16 protein-coding genes are annotated in these 17,109 nt (G+C 70.2%); 7 read left to right on the forward strand and 9 right to left on the reverse strand.

Features of this window, described 5'->3' with window-relative positions; all coding sequences use genetic code 11:
• Nucleotide 1: 1 nt before the first annotated feature.
• On the reverse strand, nucleotides 2-223 hold the full coding sequence (locus A176_RS33435; protein WP_002637702.1) for a hypothetical protein: 222 nt from the start codon (nucleotides 221-223) through the stop codon (nucleotides 2-4).
• A gap of 185 nt (nucleotides 224-408) precedes the next feature.
• Here A176_RS33435 and A176_RS33440 point away from each other — a divergent pair, with 185 nt between their 5' ends.
• The gene (locus A176_RS33440; RefSeq protein ID WP_002637704.1) at nucleotides 409-1,725 is read left to right on the forward strand and encodes a ferredoxin reductase family protein; all 1,317 of its coding nucleotides are present in this window, start codon (nucleotides 409-411) and stop codon (nucleotides 1,723-1,725) included.
• A 17-nt stretch (nucleotides 1,726-1,742) separates the two neighbouring features.
• Nucleotides 1,743-2,306 (forward strand): c-type cytochrome, encoded by a 564-nt coding sequence (locus A176_RS33445; protein WP_049872421.1) that lies wholly within the window; start codon nucleotides 1,743-1,745, stop codon nucleotides 2,304-2,306.
• A 51-nt stretch (nucleotides 2,307-2,357) separates the two neighbouring features.
• Here the strand turns inward: A176_RS33445 and A176_RS33450 are convergent, their stop codons facing one another.
• From A176_RS33450 to A176_RS33475, 6 genes are all read right to left on the reverse strand, one after another.
• Nucleotides 2,358-2,897, reverse strand: coding sequence for an MXAN_0125 family MYXO-CTERM protein (locus A176_RS33450; protein ID WP_044890219.1), 540 nt, complete (start codon nucleotides 2,895-2,897; stop codon nucleotides 2,358-2,360).
• A gap of 111 nt (nucleotides 2,898-3,008) precedes the next feature.
• Nucleotides 3,009-3,644: a uracil phosphoribosyltransferase gene (gene upp, locus A176_RS33455; RefSeq protein ID WP_002637707.1), complete on the reverse strand. Its 636-nt coding sequence runs from the start codon at nucleotides 3,642-3,644 to the stop codon at nucleotides 3,009-3,011.
• A 34-nt stretch (nucleotides 3,645-3,678) separates the two neighbouring features.
• On the reverse strand, nucleotides 3,679-4,890 hold the full coding sequence (locus tag A176_RS33460; protein WP_002637708.1) for a DUF1688 family protein: 1,212 nt from the start codon (nucleotides 4,888-4,890) through the stop codon (nucleotides 3,679-3,681).
• On the reverse strand, nucleotides 4,883-6,136 hold the full coding sequence (locus A176_RS33465; protein ID WP_002637709.1) for a GTP cyclohydrolase II: 1,254 nt from the start codon (nucleotides 6,134-6,136) through the stop codon (nucleotides 4,883-4,885). The genes A176_RS33460 and A176_RS33465 overlap by 8 nt, the downstream gene beginning before the upstream one ends.
• A gap of 78 nt (nucleotides 6,137-6,214) precedes the next feature.
• Nucleotides 6,215-7,741, reverse strand: coding sequence for a CoA-acylating methylmalonate-semialdehyde dehydrogenase (locus A176_RS33470; RefSeq protein ID WP_002637710.1), 1,527 nt, complete (start codon nucleotides 7,739-7,741; stop codon nucleotides 6,215-6,217).
• Nucleotides 7,742-7,889: 148 nt separating this feature from the next.
• A complete protein-coding gene (locus A176_RS33475; RefSeq protein ID WP_002637711.1) occupies nucleotides 7,890-8,300 on the reverse strand; it encodes a hypothetical protein in 411 nt (136 codons plus the stop codon).
• Nucleotides 8,301-8,372: 72 nt separating this feature from the next.
• On the opposite strand from A176_RS33475, the gene sitA6 reads away from it, so the two are divergent.
• Nucleotides 8,373-9,041, forward strand: coding sequence for a SitA6 family polymorphic toxin lipoprotein (sitA6, locus tag A176_RS33480; protein WP_044890258.1), 669 nt, complete (start codon nucleotides 8,373-8,375; stop codon nucleotides 9,039-9,041).
• A complete protein-coding gene (sitI6, locus tag A176_RS33485; protein WP_044890220.1) occupies nucleotides 9,038-9,763 on the forward strand; it encodes a SitI6 family double-CXXCG motif immunity protein in 726 nt (241 codons plus the stop codon). The genes sitA6 and sitI6 overlap by 4 nt, the downstream gene beginning before the upstream one ends.
• Nucleotides 9,764-9,846: 83 nt before the next feature.
• On the opposite strand, the gene A176_RS38960 is transcribed toward sitI6, so the two are convergent.
• Nucleotides 9,847-10,074: a hypothetical protein gene (locus A176_RS38960; RefSeq protein ID WP_044890221.1), complete on the reverse strand. Its 228-nt coding sequence runs from the start codon at nucleotides 10,072-10,074 to the stop codon at nucleotides 9,847-9,849.
• A gap of 489 nt (nucleotides 10,075-10,563) precedes the next feature.
• Between A176_RS38960 and A176_RS33490 the strand changes: the two genes are divergently transcribed.
• The 3 genes from A176_RS33490 to A176_RS33500 all read left to right on the forward strand — a co-directional run bounded on the left by A176_RS33490 (nucleotide 10,564) and on the right by A176_RS33500 (nucleotide 15,591).
• Nucleotides 10,564-13,323 (forward strand): serine/threonine-protein kinase, encoded by a 2,760-nt coding sequence (locus A176_RS33490; RefSeq protein ID WP_002637716.1) that lies wholly within the window; start codon nucleotides 10,564-10,566, stop codon nucleotides 13,321-13,323.
• A gap of 58 nt (nucleotides 13,324-13,381) precedes the next feature.
• Nucleotides 13,382-14,722, forward strand: a complete 1,341-nt coding sequence (locus A176_RS33495) for a sigma 54-interacting transcriptional regulator (RefSeq protein ID WP_044890222.1) — start codon at nucleotides 13,382-13,384, stop codon at nucleotides 14,720-14,722.
• Nucleotides 14,723-14,811: 89 nt separating this feature from the next.
• Entirely contained in the window at nucleotides 14,812-15,591 is a 780-nt protein-coding gene (locus A176_RS33500; RefSeq protein ID WP_002637718.1) for a cysteine peptidase family C39 domain-containing protein, read from the forward strand.
• A 190-nt stretch (nucleotides 15,592-15,781) separates the two neighbouring features.
• Here the strand turns inward: A176_RS33500 and A176_RS33505 are convergent, their stop codons facing one another.
• Complete coding sequence (locus A176_RS33505; protein ID WP_002637719.1) at nucleotides 15,782-16,939, reverse strand: lytic transglycosylase domain-containing protein; 1,158 nt, start codon at nucleotides 16,937-16,939, stop codon at nucleotides 15,782-15,784.
• Between the last annotated feature and the right edge of the window lie 170 nt (nucleotides 16,940-17,109).

Consider the following 17,109-nt stretch of genomic DNA (forward strand, 5'->3'; position numbering starts at 1 on the left):
GCTACGGCTTGCCCTTGTCGCTCGAGGCGTCGCCCTCACGGGGGTAGCCCCGCTCCTCGCGCGAGTTACCCTCTTCCCCCCAGCGGTGGGCCTCGTTGGTCACCTCGCGGTCCTCCGCGTCACGTCGCTCCGTCTCCGGGTCGCTCATGGCTTCGCGCAGGCGGGTGTCCGGCTGCGGAGAGTCGGACGGCTCACGTGACTTCGGCGTGCGTTTTTCGGCCATCGTTGCCACTCCTTTCACGGCATGCGTTCCGCTCAACGGTGTGCACGGACCAACGAAGGGACCAGTCAGGCCCGTACGCCTGGTCGCAGGGGTGAGCAGCCTCGGTCGCGTCGTCAACAGTGCGTCAAACACGTCGACCCTCCGCGTTCCCCGCCCGCGCTACGGGACCTGATGGGAGTTTCCGCATGAACCGCGTGATGTCTGGCTTCTTCTGGATCAGCCTCTACCTGCTGGTCGTGCTGGTGCCCGTCTTCTTGATGCTCATCCCCCCCGCGCCGTCGGGCCGCTCGTTCTGGCTCGAGCTGTCGGTGGCCCTGGGCTTCGTGGGGCTGACGCAAATCGCCGTGCAGTTCGTGCTCATCGCGCGCTTCAAGCGCATCACCGCGCCCTACGGCATCGACATCATCCTCCAGTATCACCGGCAGATCGCCATGGTGGCCGTGTGCCTCGTGCTGGCGCACCCGCTCATCATCGTCATCGACAACCCGTCCCGTCTGAAGCTGCTCAACCCCCTGGGCGGAAACTGGGCCAGCCGCTGCGCGCTGATGAGCGTGCTCATGCTCGTCCTCCTGGTGGTGTCCTCGATTTTCCGCCAGCGGCTCAAGCTCAGCTACGAGCGCTGGCGCCTGCTGCACCTGGTGCTGGGCGTGGCGGCCATCGTCTTCGCCCAGCTCCATGTCTCGTTGGCGGGCCTCTACACCAACACGCCCTGGAAGCACGCCATCTGGGTGGTGACGTCCGCCGCCATGGTGGGACTGGTCATCTTCCTGCGCGTCATCCGCCCGGCGTGGCAGCGCAACTACCACTGGCGCGTCGCGGAGGTCCGCGCCGAACGCGGGGGCACGCACTCCCTGGTGCTGGAGCCCGTGGGCAACCACGGCATGCGCTTCCTGCCGGGCCAGTTCGCGTGGCTGAAGCTGGAGGGCACGCCCTTCACGCTGGAGGAGCACCCCTTCAGCTTCTCCTCCAGCGCCGAGCAGTCCAACCGGGTGGAGTTCGGCATCAAGTCCCTGGGCGACTTCAGCGGACGCATCGGGGAGGTCGGCCAGGGCACGCGGGCCTTCCTCGACGGGCCTCACGGCGCCTTCAGCATCGACCGCTATCCGGCCGTGGGTTACGTGTTCATCGCCGGAGGCGTGGGCATCACCCCCATGCTGTCCTTCCTGCGCACCATGGCGGACCGGAAGGACCCGCGGCCCGTCACGCTCTTTTACGCGGACAATGACTGGGACGGCGTGGCCTACCGCGAGGCCCTGGCCGAGCTGGAGAAGCAGCTCGACCTCCACATCGTCTACGTCCTGAGGGAGCCCGCCGACGACTGGGACGGTGAGCGCGGCAACCTCACGGGCGAGGTGCTCGACCGGCACCTGCCGAAGGAGAAGCTCGCGCGCTTCTTCTTCATTTGCGGCCCGCCGCCCATGATGGACGCGGTGCACGAAGCCCTCCAGGAGCGGGACGTCCCCGAGGCCCGCATCCACCTCGAGAAGTTCAACCTCGCCTAGGCCGGAGACTTGCCACCATGAGACACCTCGTGGCGAACATCGCCACCTACGCCATCGCGGCGCTGCTCATCCTCGGCGCCGCGCTCTTCGCCTGGATGCGCTCCGCGCAGCTCGTGCTCTCCGACGAGCAGTACACGCTGGCCCGCTACGAGCCCGCCCCCGCCCACGACTTCGAATGGCAGGAGGTGGGCGAGCACTCCTACGCGAGCAACTGCCGGAACTGTCACGGCCGCGACGGGCAGGGCTGGGACCAGTACCCGGGCCTCTCCGACACCGCGCGCCTCTTCGCCGCGCCGGGCGGACGCGAGTACCTGGTGGAGCTGCACCTCCACGGACTGACGAGCCCGCGCTGGGGCGCGCCCATGCCATCCATGGGACATCTCCAGGACGTGGAGCTGGCCGCGGTGCTGAACCACGTGCTCACGCACTTCGGCAACACGCCGCCCGCCGGGACGCGGCTGTACATCCCGGAGGACATCGCCAAGCTCCGCGGCCCCAAGCGCACGCCGTGGGAGGTGAATGAGCTCAGGCCCGGCGAACAGGCCCTCGCGCCGGGGCGGCCCGCACCTGAGAGCCCGTGACAAGGCGCCTCACGCGACCTGGCCTTGCGCCTTCCGGGCGCCCCTCACCGCTCAGCCCGCGTGTGCTCGGGCGCGACGCCGACGCGCCACCACGCCCGCGAGCAGCGTCAGGCCAGCCGCGCCCCAAGCGCCTGGCGCGGCCGAGCAACCCTCGTTCGGACGCGGAGGGATGTGCGCCACGCACAATATCTCCGCGCTGATGGCGACCTGGTGCGCCACACCGTCCCTGCGCACGGTGCCCGACTGCACGTGGAAGGGTTCCTCCCTGTTCCTGATGCCAGTGAAGACGAAGTCCGCCGCCTGCTCCGGCAACAGCTCCACGCTGCACACGCCATTCGGGCAGGACGCCAGCGGCCAGTCGACGAGCGTCACCGCCTCGTCACAGGCATTGCGCACATTGCTGTACTCGCAGGAGCTGGCGGAGGCCCGGATGACGAGGCATGGCACCTCGGAGACAACGCTCTGGTTCGACATGGTGCACGCACACGGCTCCGACTCTGCCCGCGCGGGGCTCGACAGGCCCAGCGACACCATTCCGGCACACCCGAGCCAGGCGGCGAGGCCTCGGGCTCGAAGAGACACGTCTCGCATGGATGACTCCTCGACCCCGTGGCGTCGGCCCCGGACGCGGCGCGCATCCTGTTCCGGACGCGGCCGGCCGCCAACGCATCGTTGCCGGTTGAGGGATGTCTCCACGCCGGACTACTTCGTCCCGAAGAGCCGGTCCCCCGCGTCGCCCAGGCCCGGGAGGATGTAGCCGTGCTCGTCCAGCCGCTCGTCGACGGCCGCGGTGTAGACGTGGACGTCCGGGTGGTGCTCACGCAGGTTCGTCAGGCCCTCCGGGCACGCCAGCAGACACACGAAGCGCAACGAGCCGGGCTTGCTCTTCTTCAGTCGCTGGAGCGCGGCCACCGCGGAGTTGCCCGTGGCCAGCATCGGGTCGCACACCACCACGTCCCGGTCCGCGAGCTGGCCGGGCACGCGGTAGTAGTACTCCACCGGCGAGAGCGTCTCCGGGTCGCGGTACAGGCCGATGTGGCCCACGCGCGCGGAGGGTACGAGCTGCAGCATCCCATCGAGGATGCCCTGCCCCGCGCGCATGATGGCCACGAGCACCAGCTTCTTGCCGTCCAGCACCGGCGCCGAGGTGCGCGCCATGGGCGTCTGGATGTCCTCCTCGCGCACCTTGAGGTCCCGCAGCGCCTCGTAGGCGAGCAGCAGCGAGACCTCCTGGAGCAGCGCCCGGAAGGAGGCGGTGCTCGTCTCCACCCGGCGCATCTGCGTGAGCTTGTGCTTCACCAGCGGGTGGTCCACCACCGTGCAGTTCGGAAAGTCCATCGCATCCTCCTCGGGGGTCAGCAGTCGCGTCGTGTCAGAACACCGTGCCGTCACTGTCCACGCGGATGGGCGGCCCGCCGCCGGGGCGCCGCTCCGCCGCCACGCGCCGGCCCGCGGTCCACGTCCCGCCCTGGAGCACCTTGCCCAACGGCAGCTCCTCCGCGCTCAGGCCCAGCCGGCCCCGCACCAGCGCCGCCACCCGGTCCAACAGCGCCACCGTCAGCGCGCGCCACTCGACGATGGGCTCGTCACCGGGATGGAAGGACTGCGTGATGATGCGCGGCTCGCGCGGCGACAACACGCCCAGGTCCACCAGCAGGCCGCCGTTGCGGTACTCGGGCAGCCCGGTGAGGCCGTCCAGCTCCGTCACCAGCACGCCGGCCTCGGACAACGGCTCCACCAGCGAGTACGTCAGCCACTGGGACAACTTGTGGAAGGGGACCAGCGCCTCCAGGCTCTCCACCGGCCCCAGCGCGGGGTGCGGCCACACGTCGCCCAGGTTCACCGCGTCCACCATCACCCGGCCCGGCCAGATGGGGCCCAGCACCTCCAGCACCAACCCGAGCAGCTCCGCGGCGCGGACGCTGCGCTGCTGCGCGGTGATGATGTCCAGCAGCGCCCCGGGCCTGGGCAGCACCTTGGCCAACCCGTGCAGCAGATGCAGCCGGCCGTCCAGCCCGTCCACGGGATTCGCGTCCGTCACCTGCATGCCCTGCGCGAGCGACTCCCGCGTGAGCCGGCCCAGCGCCTCCGCGTCCACGCGCAGCGGCCGGTCCGGGTCCGAGGAGAAGCGCCCCTCCATGAACATGCGGAAGCTGGCCACGGCCAGTCCCTCGGAGCGCACCCACGTCTTGCCGCCGGCCTCCTGGTAGCGCCAGTGCGGACCACTGCCCGCGTCCAGCAGCACGCTCACCACCACCAGGTCCAGCTTGGCGCGCGCCCGCTCCTGGAGCGTCGCGTCCTTGAGCCGCGCCTCCAGCTCCTCCAGACGCGCCACCCCGCCCACGTCGAAGTGGCGCCAGCGACTGTGCAGCGGCACGTCCAGCGTGGGGTAGTGCTCGCGCGTCACATGCAGCACCGTGTCCACCACGATGGGCAGCCGCGACGGCTCGACGCGGAAGTGCTCCAGCTTCCCCGCCAGCCCCAGGTCCAGGAGCTGGTGGCACCGCTCGCGGATGGCGGAGGGCGTGCGCAACCACGCCACCGCGGGGGAGAGGTCTGACTTCGCCAAGGCGGAATCAGACATCGAGGCCTCGCCCCTTCACCTGCGCCAGCTCCGCCGCGTCCGCCACCGGGCCTTGCGTGAAGTAGCCCGCCGCCTTCTTCGCCTCCATCTCCACCTTCGCGTCAGCGGGGATGAGCTCGTCGGGGATGGGGACGCGCTCCAGGATTTCGATGCCCGAGCGCGTAATCGCGTCGTGCTTCATGTCGCTCATGGACACGAAGCGGTGGATGCGGGTGATGCCCAGCCAGTGCAGCACATCCGGCATCAGCTCCTGGAAGCGCATGTCCTGCACGCCGGCCACGCACTCGGTGCGCTGGAAGTAGGTGGCCGCGGAGTCGCCCCCTTCCTGGCGCTTGCGCGCGTTGTAGACGAGGAACTTCGTCACCTCGCCCAGCGCCCGGCCTTCCTTGCGCAGGTAGACGATGAGCCCCGCGCCGCCCGCCTGCGCGGTGCGCACGCACTCCTCGATGCCGTGCGCCAGGTAGGGCCGGCAGGTGCAGATGTCGCTGCCGAACACGTCCGAGCCATTGCACTCGTCATGCACGCGCGCCGTCAGCGGCACGTCCTTGTCCGCCAACGTCTCGATGCCGCCGAACACGTAGAGCGTCAGCCCGCCAATGGGCGGCAGGAAGATGTGCAGGTCCGGGCGGGTAATCAGCTCCGGGAACATGCCGCCCGTCTGCTCGAAGAGGCCGCGGCGCAGGGCGCTCTCCGTCATGCCGAAGCGCTTCGCGATACCGGGCAGGTACCACACCGGGTCCACCGCGGCCTTGGTCACCTTGATGTCGCCGTTGTCGCGCAGCAGGTCGCCGTCGGGCTTCAGGCGGCCAGCCTCGATGGCGTCGCGCACCTCGGGGAAGTTGATGTGCGCCTTGGTGACGGCGATGGTCGGCCGGAAGTCGATGCCCTGCTCCGTGAAGGGCTTGAACGCCTGGGGCGCAATCGCGCCCCACGGGTCCAGCGACACGATGCGCTGCGGGTCGCTCCACGACGGATGCGGCCCCACCTGCGCGGCGGGCGCGGTGTTCTTCAGGTCCGCGCGGTGGTCCTGCGGCAGCATGCCCGCGGCCACGGCGAGCGCGCGGTACACGGCGTATGCGCCGGCGTGCGTGCCAATGACGTTGCGGTGCCCCGGCTCGGTGAGCGTGGCGACGACGGGACCCCGGCGCGTCGGCTCGCCGTCACCCCAGCGGATGGGGACGCTGGGGACGTCACCATCCGGGTGCGAGGTGAGGCGGATGTGATTGGGATTCTTTTTCTCGGCCATGGGAGCGCCCTCCTTGCGGGCGCGAGAGCAAAGTCGGGGGGGCGGGAGATGCCGGGGCTTCGGGACGTGGAGCGCGACTCAGCTCATCCACGAGCCATCGGTGCGGGCCGACCACTTGCGGGTGACCTTCTTCACCTGCGTCCAGAAGTCGAGGCTGGACGGTCCGGTGATGTCCCCGTGCCCGAAGCGCGAATCGCCCGTGCCCCCGAAGGAGAACGGCTCACGCGGCACAGGCACGCCCACGTTGACGCCCACCATGCCGGCGCGCACGCCCTCCACCACCGTCTGCGCCACCCCACCGTTCGTGGTGAAGATGGACGCCGCGTTCCCATAGGGCGACGCGTTCTCCACGGCCAACGCCGCGGACAGCGTGGGCACGCGGACGATGGAGAGCACCGGACCGAACAGCTCGCGCCGGGCCGCCTCCATCTCCGGGCGCACGCCGTCCAGCAGCGTGGGGCCCAGCCAGTTGCCACCGGACCACGGCTCGCCCTGCGGCTTGCGGCCACGCCCGTCCAGCACCACGCGCGCGCCCTCGGCCTCGGCGCGGGAGATGGCCGTCTCCAGCCGATCCAGCGAGCCCCGGTCGATGAGCGCCCCCATGCCCGGGCCCACCTCCAGCTTCGCCGCGCGGCGGATGACTTCCTGGAGGAGCGACTCCACGTTGCCCACGGCGAGCAGCACGCTGGCCGCCATGCATCGCTGCCCCGCGCAGCCGGTGAACGAGTCCACCACCGCCTGCGGCGTCAGCTCCGGGTCCGCGTCCGGAACGACGATGAGGTGGTTCTTCGCGCTGCCCAGCGCCAGCACGCGCTTGCCGCGCTTGCAGCCCTCCGCGTACAGGTGGCGCGCGACGGCGGACGAGCCGACGAAGCCCACGGCCTGCACGTCCGGGTGCGCCACCAGCGCGTCCACCGCCTCCCTGTTGCCATGTACGACGGAGAAGACGCCCGCGGGGTAGCCGGCCTCGCACATGAGCTCGCCCAGCGCGCACGCGGTGAGCGGCACCTTCTCCGACGGCTTGAGGATGAAGGCGTTGCCCAGCGTGACGGCGATGGGGAACATCCACATCGGCACCATCGCCGGGAAGTTGAACGGGGTGATGCCCGCGACGACGCCCAGGGGCTCGCGGCGGTATTCACACGACACGCCGCGACTGACTTCCAGGTGCGCGCCCGTGTCGAGGTTCTGCAGGGACAGGGCGAAGTCGCAGACCTCCATGCCCTTGAGCAGTCCCGCGCGGGCCTCCGCCACCGTCTTCCCCGCTTCGCTCGCGGCGAGCTGGGCCAGGGAATCCAGGTCGCGCTCCAGGAGCTGGCGGAAGCGGTAGAGGTACTGCGTGCGCTCCCGCAGCGGCGTGTCCCTCCAGGAAGCCGACGCCACCTTCGCGGCCTCCACCACCTGGGCCACTCCTGACGCGGGCGTGAGGGGAACCTTGCCAATGACGGTGCCCGTGTAAGGACTCCGCACATCGAGCTGCACCGCCCCTGGGGGCACCTGCCAGCTTCCTCCAACGAGGTTACGGCACGAGACGACGCTCCGCGGAAGCTGGATGAAGGACACGCACACCCCCCAGGTGTCTGGCGTGAAGAAATGGCCTACCATTGTAACCAGGGGAATGGCCTGACACGCAACCCAGGGGTCCCCGAGGGTGCCTTTGGACACGCCCAATGGAAGACATCCGGGCGTCCGGGATGTCGACTGGCCGACCGACTCCGCGAGTCATCCGCCGTGGGGATGACAGGGATTGGACTCAGCGGGAATGCGGCTCGGCCAGCCAGGCGTGCATGCGGGCGATGGTGGCGGTGTCGTCGCCGTCCGGCGCGAGCCCCAGGGCCTGGACCTCGTCATACAAGGCCAGTGCATACTGGAAGCGGGCGGTGGCCGTGGCGGTGTCACCTTGCTCGGCGATCAACTCGCCGTCCTCCGCCACCAGCCGGGCCAGCACCTTCACGCGCGTGGGGGCACCCAACAGTTTCGCGGTGGACACGGGGTCCGCCATCAGGAGGGCGGCGTACTCCATGCCCAACGTGGACAGCGCCGTCTCTTGAATGAGGTTCTGCGCATCCGCGAGCTTCTTCTCCCGGCGCGCCTTGATGATGCGGGAGAGGGCGGCGGCGAACTCCTCGATGAGCCGCTCGATGTAATCCTTGCGAAGGGACATGGCGGCGCGAAGGTAGCCGGGCCGGCGCGTGCGTGCACGTGCTGGTACTCCTTCGGAGAGGGTTCGGTGACTGTGCGACGCTCCGATGCGCTCTTGCTGCTGCTGGCTGTGGCCGTGGTGGGCTGTTCGACTGTCGCGCACGACGAACGCAGGAGCGCGCCAGGCGAGCTATCGGAGGCCTGCCTCCCAGCCCATGAAGACCCCTGCGTTTCGCTCCAGTGCGACCAGGACACGTGCGGGCTCTATCTCTGCGAGAACCTGGCTCCTGAAGTGAGGCCGGCGCGGCTTCCTCCCGCGCGACCTCCCGTTGCCGCAGCGCCAGGAAGCGGACCCAGGCGGAACAGGGGGCGCGACCCCAGGCATCCCAACAGCGCGGCACCCGTGATGGTGTTTCCGAACTGGAATGGCGCGCGTGAGCGCACCGTGCCGCCCACGCATCAACTCCCCGCCGGCCGCTTCGAGAAGCACCACATCTTCCCGCAGGCCGAACTCCTCGCGAGGTGGTTCGAGCGCCAGGGCGTCAAGATTCATAACTACACCCTGCCGATACCTCGCGATCTCCATCGGAAGATTCACGGAGGGGATGGCCGAGGCGGCGCCTGGAACCAGGCGTGGCGCGACTTCATGCTGGCCCACCCCAGAGCCACGCCCGCGGACATCTACAAACACGCGGGGGAGCTCATCTACCGCTTCCAATTGCTGGGCGGCCCCATCCAGTCGTACTACTCGACCCAGCGATGACACGGTTCTTCTGGCTTGGCGAGGACACATCGTCCGCGACACATTCGGGCGGCACCATCGATGCGTGGCACAAGTGGGGCCTCCCTGGAGTGCACTGCCCCACGTGCGGCGCCACGTGGAGCGACGTCGGGTACGACTACCCCTGCGTTGATTTGTCGCGCCTCCCCGAGCGAGCGCTGTTCGAGCGTCCCCGTCCCGAGCCCTTCTCCGAATTCGCACGCCTCCGGGAGCTGGTGCGTCCCCTCGTGCCTCCGCATGCCGTGCTCCCCCCTGGAACGGGCTTCGGTCCCTTGATGGGCAAGGCGACGGGCCGATTCGGCCCCACCGCCTGGGTCGAGCAACTGCTGCTGCTGGTCCAGCCCGGCGTGTTGTCACGTCTTCAAGCAGACGGTGTCGAAGGACTGGTGGGCTGCCGAACCGAGCTGACGTTCCGGCAGAAGTCCCCGCCCGAGCTCCTGGAACTCCAGATGGAACCGCTGGGCCGCCTGCACCCTGACTGCATTCCCTCGGAGGTACCGCCTCCGTGCGAAACGTGCGGCCGGCATGGCTTCTCGCGTCCGGAAGCGCCCATCCTGGATGCGGCCTCGCTCCCCTCGGGAGTCGACCTGTTCCGCGTCGGCAACTTCGCGACCATGGTCATTGGCACAGAGCGATTCATGGAGGCCGCGCGGCGGCAGCAGCTCGACGGCATCACCTACCGGGAAGTGCCCGCGCGAACGTAACCGCACCGCTGGGGGCGTGCACGCGGGCACGCCCCGACAGCGTCTTTATTCGCGCAGGAAGGGCTTCCCCGCCTCGGCCAGATTCAGCAGCTTGCGGAAGTCCACCTGCGGGACGCCCATTTCCTCGTCCTCGGGTTCGAGAACACCGCGAGCTGACTCCGCAGCGTGCCCGCCACGCCGAACTCACCGGCTTCGTAGTAGTCACAGACCAGGCCCGCGTCGACGTCCCCCTGCACCAGAGTCCACCCATCCCCATCCAGCCGGCGTGCCTTCAAACTCCCACCCACGGCCAGGCTGCCACGCTCCCCCACGGTGACACTCCCCGCCTCGAGGTTCCCGACGACGACCAGGCTTGGCGCCCAGCGACTCCGCGTCCTCCGCCAGCGACTTGCTTCTTGAGCAGCCAGTCCTTCTTCAGTGCCGGCCCACGCGCCTTGAGCTGCGCGCTCAATTCATTGCACTGCAGCGACATCCTCCTTCCCCTCTCAAGAGCTGACCCGCCCGAACCGCGACGCGCCTTCGCATGTCGCCTGTCATGCAGTCGACGTCATCCCTCTCACAGCCCCACCAGGCCGCTTCGCGCATTCCCGAATCGGGAGAGTGCCTCTCTACCGAAGCGCCGCGCCGTGCCGCCGCGCAGGGACACATGCTCGCGCGTCATTTCAAGCGGTTGTCCCCGCTCCTCCGGATGCGCGTCGGTCACAGCCGACACCCGCCTGGTGCGTGACCAACCATTCGGGCGGGCTGGAACATGGGCCTGATGGGCGAGCACGGATAGAGTCACGCCGGGTGCACCGGCCATGACCATGAAAAACAGCGGAAGAGGAAACGCGGGCACGGGCCGCGAGGACGACGCCTACGGCACCGGCCCGGGTTCACGGCGCGAGGACGCGCCCCCCGTCCCCCAGGTGGGGCGCTACTTCCTCCTCAAGCGCCTGGGACAGGGCGGCATGGGCGTGGTGTACGCGGCCTATGACCCGGACCTGGACCGCAAGGTGGCCCTCAAGCTGCTCCACGCGGACAGCCGGACGGACACGGAGGAGGCCCGAGCCCGGTTGCTGCGCGAGGCGCAGGCCATGGCGCGCGTCTCGCACCCCAACGTCATCCCCATCTTCGACGTGGACGTCTGGGGTGACCGCGTCTTCCTCGCCATGGAGCTGGTGGACGGCGGCACGCTGGCCTCGTGGGTGAAGGAGGGCCAACGCTCCTGGCGCGAAATCCTGGCGTCCTTCCTCGACGCCGGCCGCGGACTCCAGGCCGCGCACGAAGCGGGGCTGGTGCACCGCGACTTCAAGCCCGCCAACGTGCTGGTGAGCAAGGCGGGCCGCGTCTTCGTCACCGACTTCGGCCTGGCCCGGCCCGTGGGCACGCTGCCCCAGGAAGAGCCCCTGCCGGAGGAGGCGCAGTCCCTGGTGCCCTCCGAGCGGCGCATGCTGGACACGCCCCTCACCGAGGCGGGCCTCATCATCGGCACGCCCAGCTACATGTCGCCGGAGCAGTTCCGCGGAGCGGACCTGGACCCGCGCTCGGACCAGTTCAGCTTCTGCGTGGCGCTGTACTGGGCCCTCTTCCGCCAGCGCCCCTTCGAGCCGTCGAAGATGGAGGCCTACGCCTCCTCGCTGAAGGCCCAGGGCCAGCCCGCCGTGGAAGTCACCGAGCCGCTCCAGGTGACCGCCCCGCTGGAGCGCGAGCCCGCCAAGCCGCTGCCGCCCCCCGTCGTCATCCAAGAGCCGCCGCGCGACGCCAAGGTGCCCGGATGGGTGCGCCAGGCGATGATGCGCGGCCTGTCGCTGGACCCGGCCGCGCGCTTCGCGTCGATGACGGAGCTGCTCGGCGCCCTCTCGCAGGAGCACCGGCTGACGAAGCGCCGCCGCTGGGCCGCGGGCGCCAGCGCCACGGCCATGGGCGTGGCCCTGGTCGGCGGCGTCCTCTTCCAGCAGTCCCAGGTCTGCGCCGCGGCGGGAGCGCGCATGGACTCGGTGTGGAGCCCGTCGGCCCGGCAGCAGGTGGAGGCGGCGTTCCTCGCCACCGGCAAGCCCTACGCGCAGGACCTGGCCGGCAAGGTCACCCAGGTGCTGGACGGCTACGCGAACGAGTGGAAGCGGCAGAGCACCGAGGCGTGTGAAGCCACCCACGTCCACGGCGTGCAGACCGAGGAGCTGCTGACGCGGCGGACGGTGTGCCTGGCGCGGCGGCAGAAGGACTTGCGCGCCACGGTGGACCTGCTCTCCAGCGCGGACACGGCGCTGGTCACCAAGTCCCTGGACGCCGTGCACGCCCTGCCCTCCCTGGGCGAGTGCGAGGACGAGGAGTCCCTGGCCGAACAGCAGCGCCTGCCCTCGGACCCGGAGAAGCGCGCCCACATCGAGCAGTTGGAGGAGCAGGTCGCGGGCGTGAAGGCCATGGTGGACGCGGGGCGCTACCCGGCGGCCCTGGAGGCCGCGCGCGCGTTGGAAGCGCCGGTGCTCGCCACGGGCCACCTGCCACTGGTGGCGGAGCTGCGCTTCCACCTGGGCTGGCTCCACGAACAGAACGGCCAGTCCCCCGACGCCTCGAAGCTGCTCTTCCACGCCGTGCGCGACGCCGAGGCGGGACGCGCGGACCGCTTGAAGGTCGCCATCCTCAACAAGCTCCTCTTCGTGGAGGACGGGCAGCAGCACTTCGCGCAAGCCGCCGGCTGGGGTGAGCTGGCGCACGCCACGCTCCAGCGCGTGGGCGGCGAGCCCGTGCTCGAGGCCGACGTGCGGATGAACGAGGCCAACCTCGCCGTGTCGCAAGAGCGCTTCGAGGACGCGCGCGCGTTGCTGGAGCAGGCCAAGGCGCTTCAGGCCCGCGCCCTGCCCCTGGGCCACCCCAAGCGCGCGCGCACCAGCTTCCTGCTCGGCGGCGTCATGCTCGACTTGGGGCAGACCGAGAAGGCCGTGGAGCTGCTGGAGGACGCCCTGGCGCTGACCGAGGCCGCCGTGGGCCCCTGGCACCCGGACATGGCCCAGCGCCACGGCATGCTGTCGCTGACGCTGCGCGAGCTGAAGCAGGACGCCAAGGCCCTGGAGCACGCCCAGGCGGCGGCCCGCGTCCGCAAGGCGGCCCTGGGCGACAAGAGCATCCCCTACGCGGAGGCCCTGGACGAGGTGGGCATGTGCCTCCAGGGCCTGAAGCGCTACGACGAGGCGCTCAAAGCCTATGAGGAAGCGCTCGCCCTCAAGCGCGCGGCGCTGCCCGCGGACGACGAGCGGCTCCAGTACTCCTACGACGGCGTGGGACAGGCGCTGCTGGGGCTGGGCAAGGCGCGGGAGTCGGTGGAGCCGCTGCGGCAGGCCGTCGCCTTCGCCTCGGCACCGCCGGACGTGCTGGCCGAGTCGGGGTTCGCCCTGGCCCAGGCCCTGTGGCAGACCCAGCAGCCTCCGGAGGCCCGGGGGCAGGCGGTCCAGGCCCGGGCGCGCTTCAGCGAGGCGGGCATGGACGAGCGCGTGGCGGACGTGGACGCGTGGCTCGCGACCCTCCCGCCCGAGCGGACCCCGGCCCCCGCCCGGTCGCCTGTTCGAAAGCTCCAGAGGTAAGGGCTCCTGGGGCGCAACGGGTGGCGGGCCGCGCCGGGCGTGTTAGCGTCCCGCCACCGTGGCCCCGCCGACTGAAGAGGAACCGCAGCTTGACCCGACGCTGACGCTGAGCCGCGCGCGGCAAGGCCGGGTCCGGTTGAAGCTCATGGTGCTGTCAGGCCCGGAGTCCGGCCAGAGCCATGCGCTCACCAAGTCCGAATACGTGCTGGGCAAGGCGCCCACGTGCGACATCGTCCTCACCGACAAGACGATTTCCCGCGAGCACCTCAAGCTGACCGTCCACGAAGAGCACGTGGTGGCCACGGACCTGGGTTCGCGCAACGGCTCGTCCTGTGATGGCCGGCGCTTCACCGAGCTGGAGCTGCACCCGGGCACCGTCATCACCCTGGGCACCACCGAGCTCAAGCTGGTGCCGGAGGAGACGGCGAAGCGCACGCTGCTGCTCTCCAACCGCGACCGCTTCGGCGCGCTGGTGGGCGGCAGCCGCCGCATGCGCGAGGTGTTCACCCTGCTGGAGCGCCTGTCCCCGGGCGGCGCGGACGTGCTCATCCAGGGCGAGACGGGCACCGGCAAGGACCTGTGCGCGGAGGCCATCCACAACGCCAGCCGCCGCGCCAACGGGCCCTTCGTCATCGTGGACCTGGCGGGCGTGGCCCCCTCGCTCATCGAGTCCGAGCTCTTCGGCCACGTGAAGGGCGCCTTCACCAACGCCCAGAGCGACCGCGCCGGCGCCTTCGAGCGCGCCAACAACGGCACCGTCTTCCTGGACGAGGTGGGCGAGCTGCCGCTGGAGCTCCAGCCCCGCCTGCTGCGCGTGCTGGAGCGCCGCCAGGTGAAGCGCGTGGGCGCCAACGACTACATCACCGTCAACATGCGCGTGGTGACGGCCACCCACCGGGACCTGGAAGACGCCGTGAAGCAGGGGAAGTTCCGCCGCGACCTCTTCCACCGGCTCGCCGTGCTCCGCGTGACGATGCCCTCCCTGCGCGAACGCCCCGAGGACATCCCCCAGCTCATCGACAACATGCTCGAGCAGACGGGCCGCCCGCCCAGCGCCCTGTCGGACCAGACGCGCGCGCTGCTCTCCCAGTACCCCTGGCCCGGCAACGTGCGCGAGCTGCGCAACGTGGTGGAGCAGGTGGTCAACCTGGGCGAGGAGGCCCTCCCGGAGCTGGAGTCCGCCGACCCCGAGCGCGGCCCCAGCGCCGCCGACCTGGACCTCCCCTTCAAGGAGGCCAAGGAGCGGCTCGTGGAGGGCTTCGAACGGGACTACCTCCGCAACCTCCTGGAGCGCTGCGAGGGGAACATCTCCCGGGCCTCCCGCGAGGCCGATATCGACCGCGTCTACCTCCGCAAGCTCTTGAAAAAGCACGGAATTGAACCGACGGGCGGCCTTTAAAAGGCGCCGGAAACAACTTTCTCCAGACTTTGGAGATAACCTCGGATTGGAGCCATCCGGGCTCCGCCCAGCCCCCAGGGAAGACCGCCATGCGAGTGAACCTCTTCCAGTCCATCGCGCGGCTCGCGGAGACCCGTCCGCAGCAGCCCGTTGAGCCCGCAGCGCCTGGTCAGGAGAAAGCCCAGGCCCCCGAGCAGAAGCCGGTCGTGCCGGAAATCCTGGCCCAGTACTTCGCCGACAGCTTCGAGCCGGCGGCGGGCGCTTCCGACGACGTGGTCAAGCAGACCAAGGACGCCAACTGCGGCGCCGCGGTGGCCACCATGCTGTCGCGCACCGCGGGCAAGGACGCGGTGTCGGCGTCGCAGAAGATGGACTCGCTGGAGTCGCGCTTCACCGACGGTGGCGGAACCACGCCAGCGGAGCTCGCGAAGATGCTCGCGCACGAGAACCTGGAAGTGAAGAAGGGCACCTCGAACTTCGACATGCCGTCGGTGGACGAGGCGCTCTCCCGCGGCCAGCAGGTCATCGTCCAACTGGACACGAACCGGCTCGCCACGGGCCAGGACACCAAGGTCGCCGGGGGTTCGCACTGGGTCGTCGTCGACGGCAAGGACGACCAGGGCAACTACCAGGTGAAGGACACCAACAACGGCTCGAAGTACTCCGTGTCCGGCCAGCAGATTGCCGACGCCGTGGGCTCCGCGTGGGAGCTGCACAAGGGCGGCGGCATGCTCGTCGTGGGCGACCCGCAGGTCGCCATGGACGAGAGCACGCTGGTGGAGAAGGCCAACCTGCACACCAGCGTGCTGGGTGACACGGACGGCGGCGGCTCCCGGGCTCGCACCAGCTTCGGCCGCGAGTCTTCATAAGCAGGCGGCTTCTCCGCCGCCCCCCGCTCCCCGCGACGAGGAGCAACAGCACGGACCCGCATCGAAGGCAGTCCTTCGAGGCGGGTTTCTTCGTGGCCCCGCACGAAAAACGACGAGGCCGACCGGGCCGTGAGAGGAACTCCCTCACGCACCCGCCGGCCTCGCGACTGGCGTCATGCCCTGACGGACCTCAGGCGGGCAGCGTGCCCTGACCCGAAGCCAGGGTGTCCATGAACTGCGACACCTTCTTCACGTAGTTGGCATCCCCCGTGCCCGCGGGAATCGCGTGCGGGTTGCTCTTGTCCACGCCGTTCGGGCCGGAGTTGTACGCGCGCAGGGCCAGGTCGATGCTGCCGAACTGCTCCTTCATGTCCTTCATGTAGAAGGCGCCCGCGAGGATGTTCGTCGCCGGGTCGGACAGGTCCTTCCCCTGCAGGTCCGGGTACTTCGCCTGGAGCTCCTTGAAGGTGTTCGGGTTCACCTGCATCAGACCGGTGTCCGTCAGGCCGTTGCCGCCGTTGGTGGACGTGGCGGACACGTCACCGCGCGACTCCGCCCAGACCTGCGCGGCAATCATCTCCGCGGGCACGCCCGCCTTGGCCGCCGCGGACTCGATGAGGGGGCGCAGCTTCTCCAGCGCGGGAGGCAGGTTTCCGCCCAGGCCCTTTCCGCCGCTCGCGCCCGAGGTCGACCCGATGGACGGCGCGGACACGGGGCCGTCAATGGCCGGCGCGGCCGCGGCGCCGCCCACGTCCGGCGGGGCCACGGGGCCACCCGCCGCCGGCGCGCCCCCACCGTCACCCACCGGCGCCGCCGCGGCACCCCCCGCGGCCGGCGCGCCCTGGGGGCCACCCGCCGGGGCGCCCTGCGTGAGGCCCTCCACCGGATCATTCATGAACGGAGACGGGCCCTGCTGGGCGCCGGGGTTCAGCTCCACGGGAGGACGGCCACCGCCGCAGGACGACGCGGGCGAGAAGGAGCTGTCCTCGAAACCCTTGAAGGGCGAGGCGCCCGTGCCACACTGCGCGCCGGAGACGCCCTGCGCGCCCGTGCCGCAGCCCTGCGCGCCTTGCGCCCCCGCCGCGCCACCGCCCTGGATGGACTGCTGGAGCTGGACCAGCGTGTTGATGAGCTGCATGGCCCCCTCAATCAGGTTGCCCAGGGCCTGCTGCTTGCTGCCACCCGCGTCGAAGCCGTCCTGCTGCATCCCGAGCCGACCCAGCGAGGGCTTCTGGCCCGTGGCACCCGACGGGCCCGTCAGCGACGCGGAAGGACGGGAAACGGAGACATCCTGGGCCGGGGAGCGGATGGCGGAGGTAGCGGAGCCGCTGAGGGGAGAGAGGCGCATGGCGGAGGTCCTTCGGGATTGAGTGGAGGGCTTCGGTAGGCGACGGACTCACCAGTAGCAGCAGGTGTGCCAACGGCCCGGCGGGCCCGGACACCGCTCAACTCACTGATTTTATTGAACGTCGTTCGGGCCCCGACCCACGCGGCCCCCACGCGCCCTGGTGACCCTCG

It is taken from the genome of Myxococcus hansupus (assembly GCF_000280925.3).
GTDB classification, from domain to species: Bacteria; Myxococcota; Myxococcia; order Myxococcales; family Myxococcaceae; genus Myxococcus; species Myxococcus hansupus.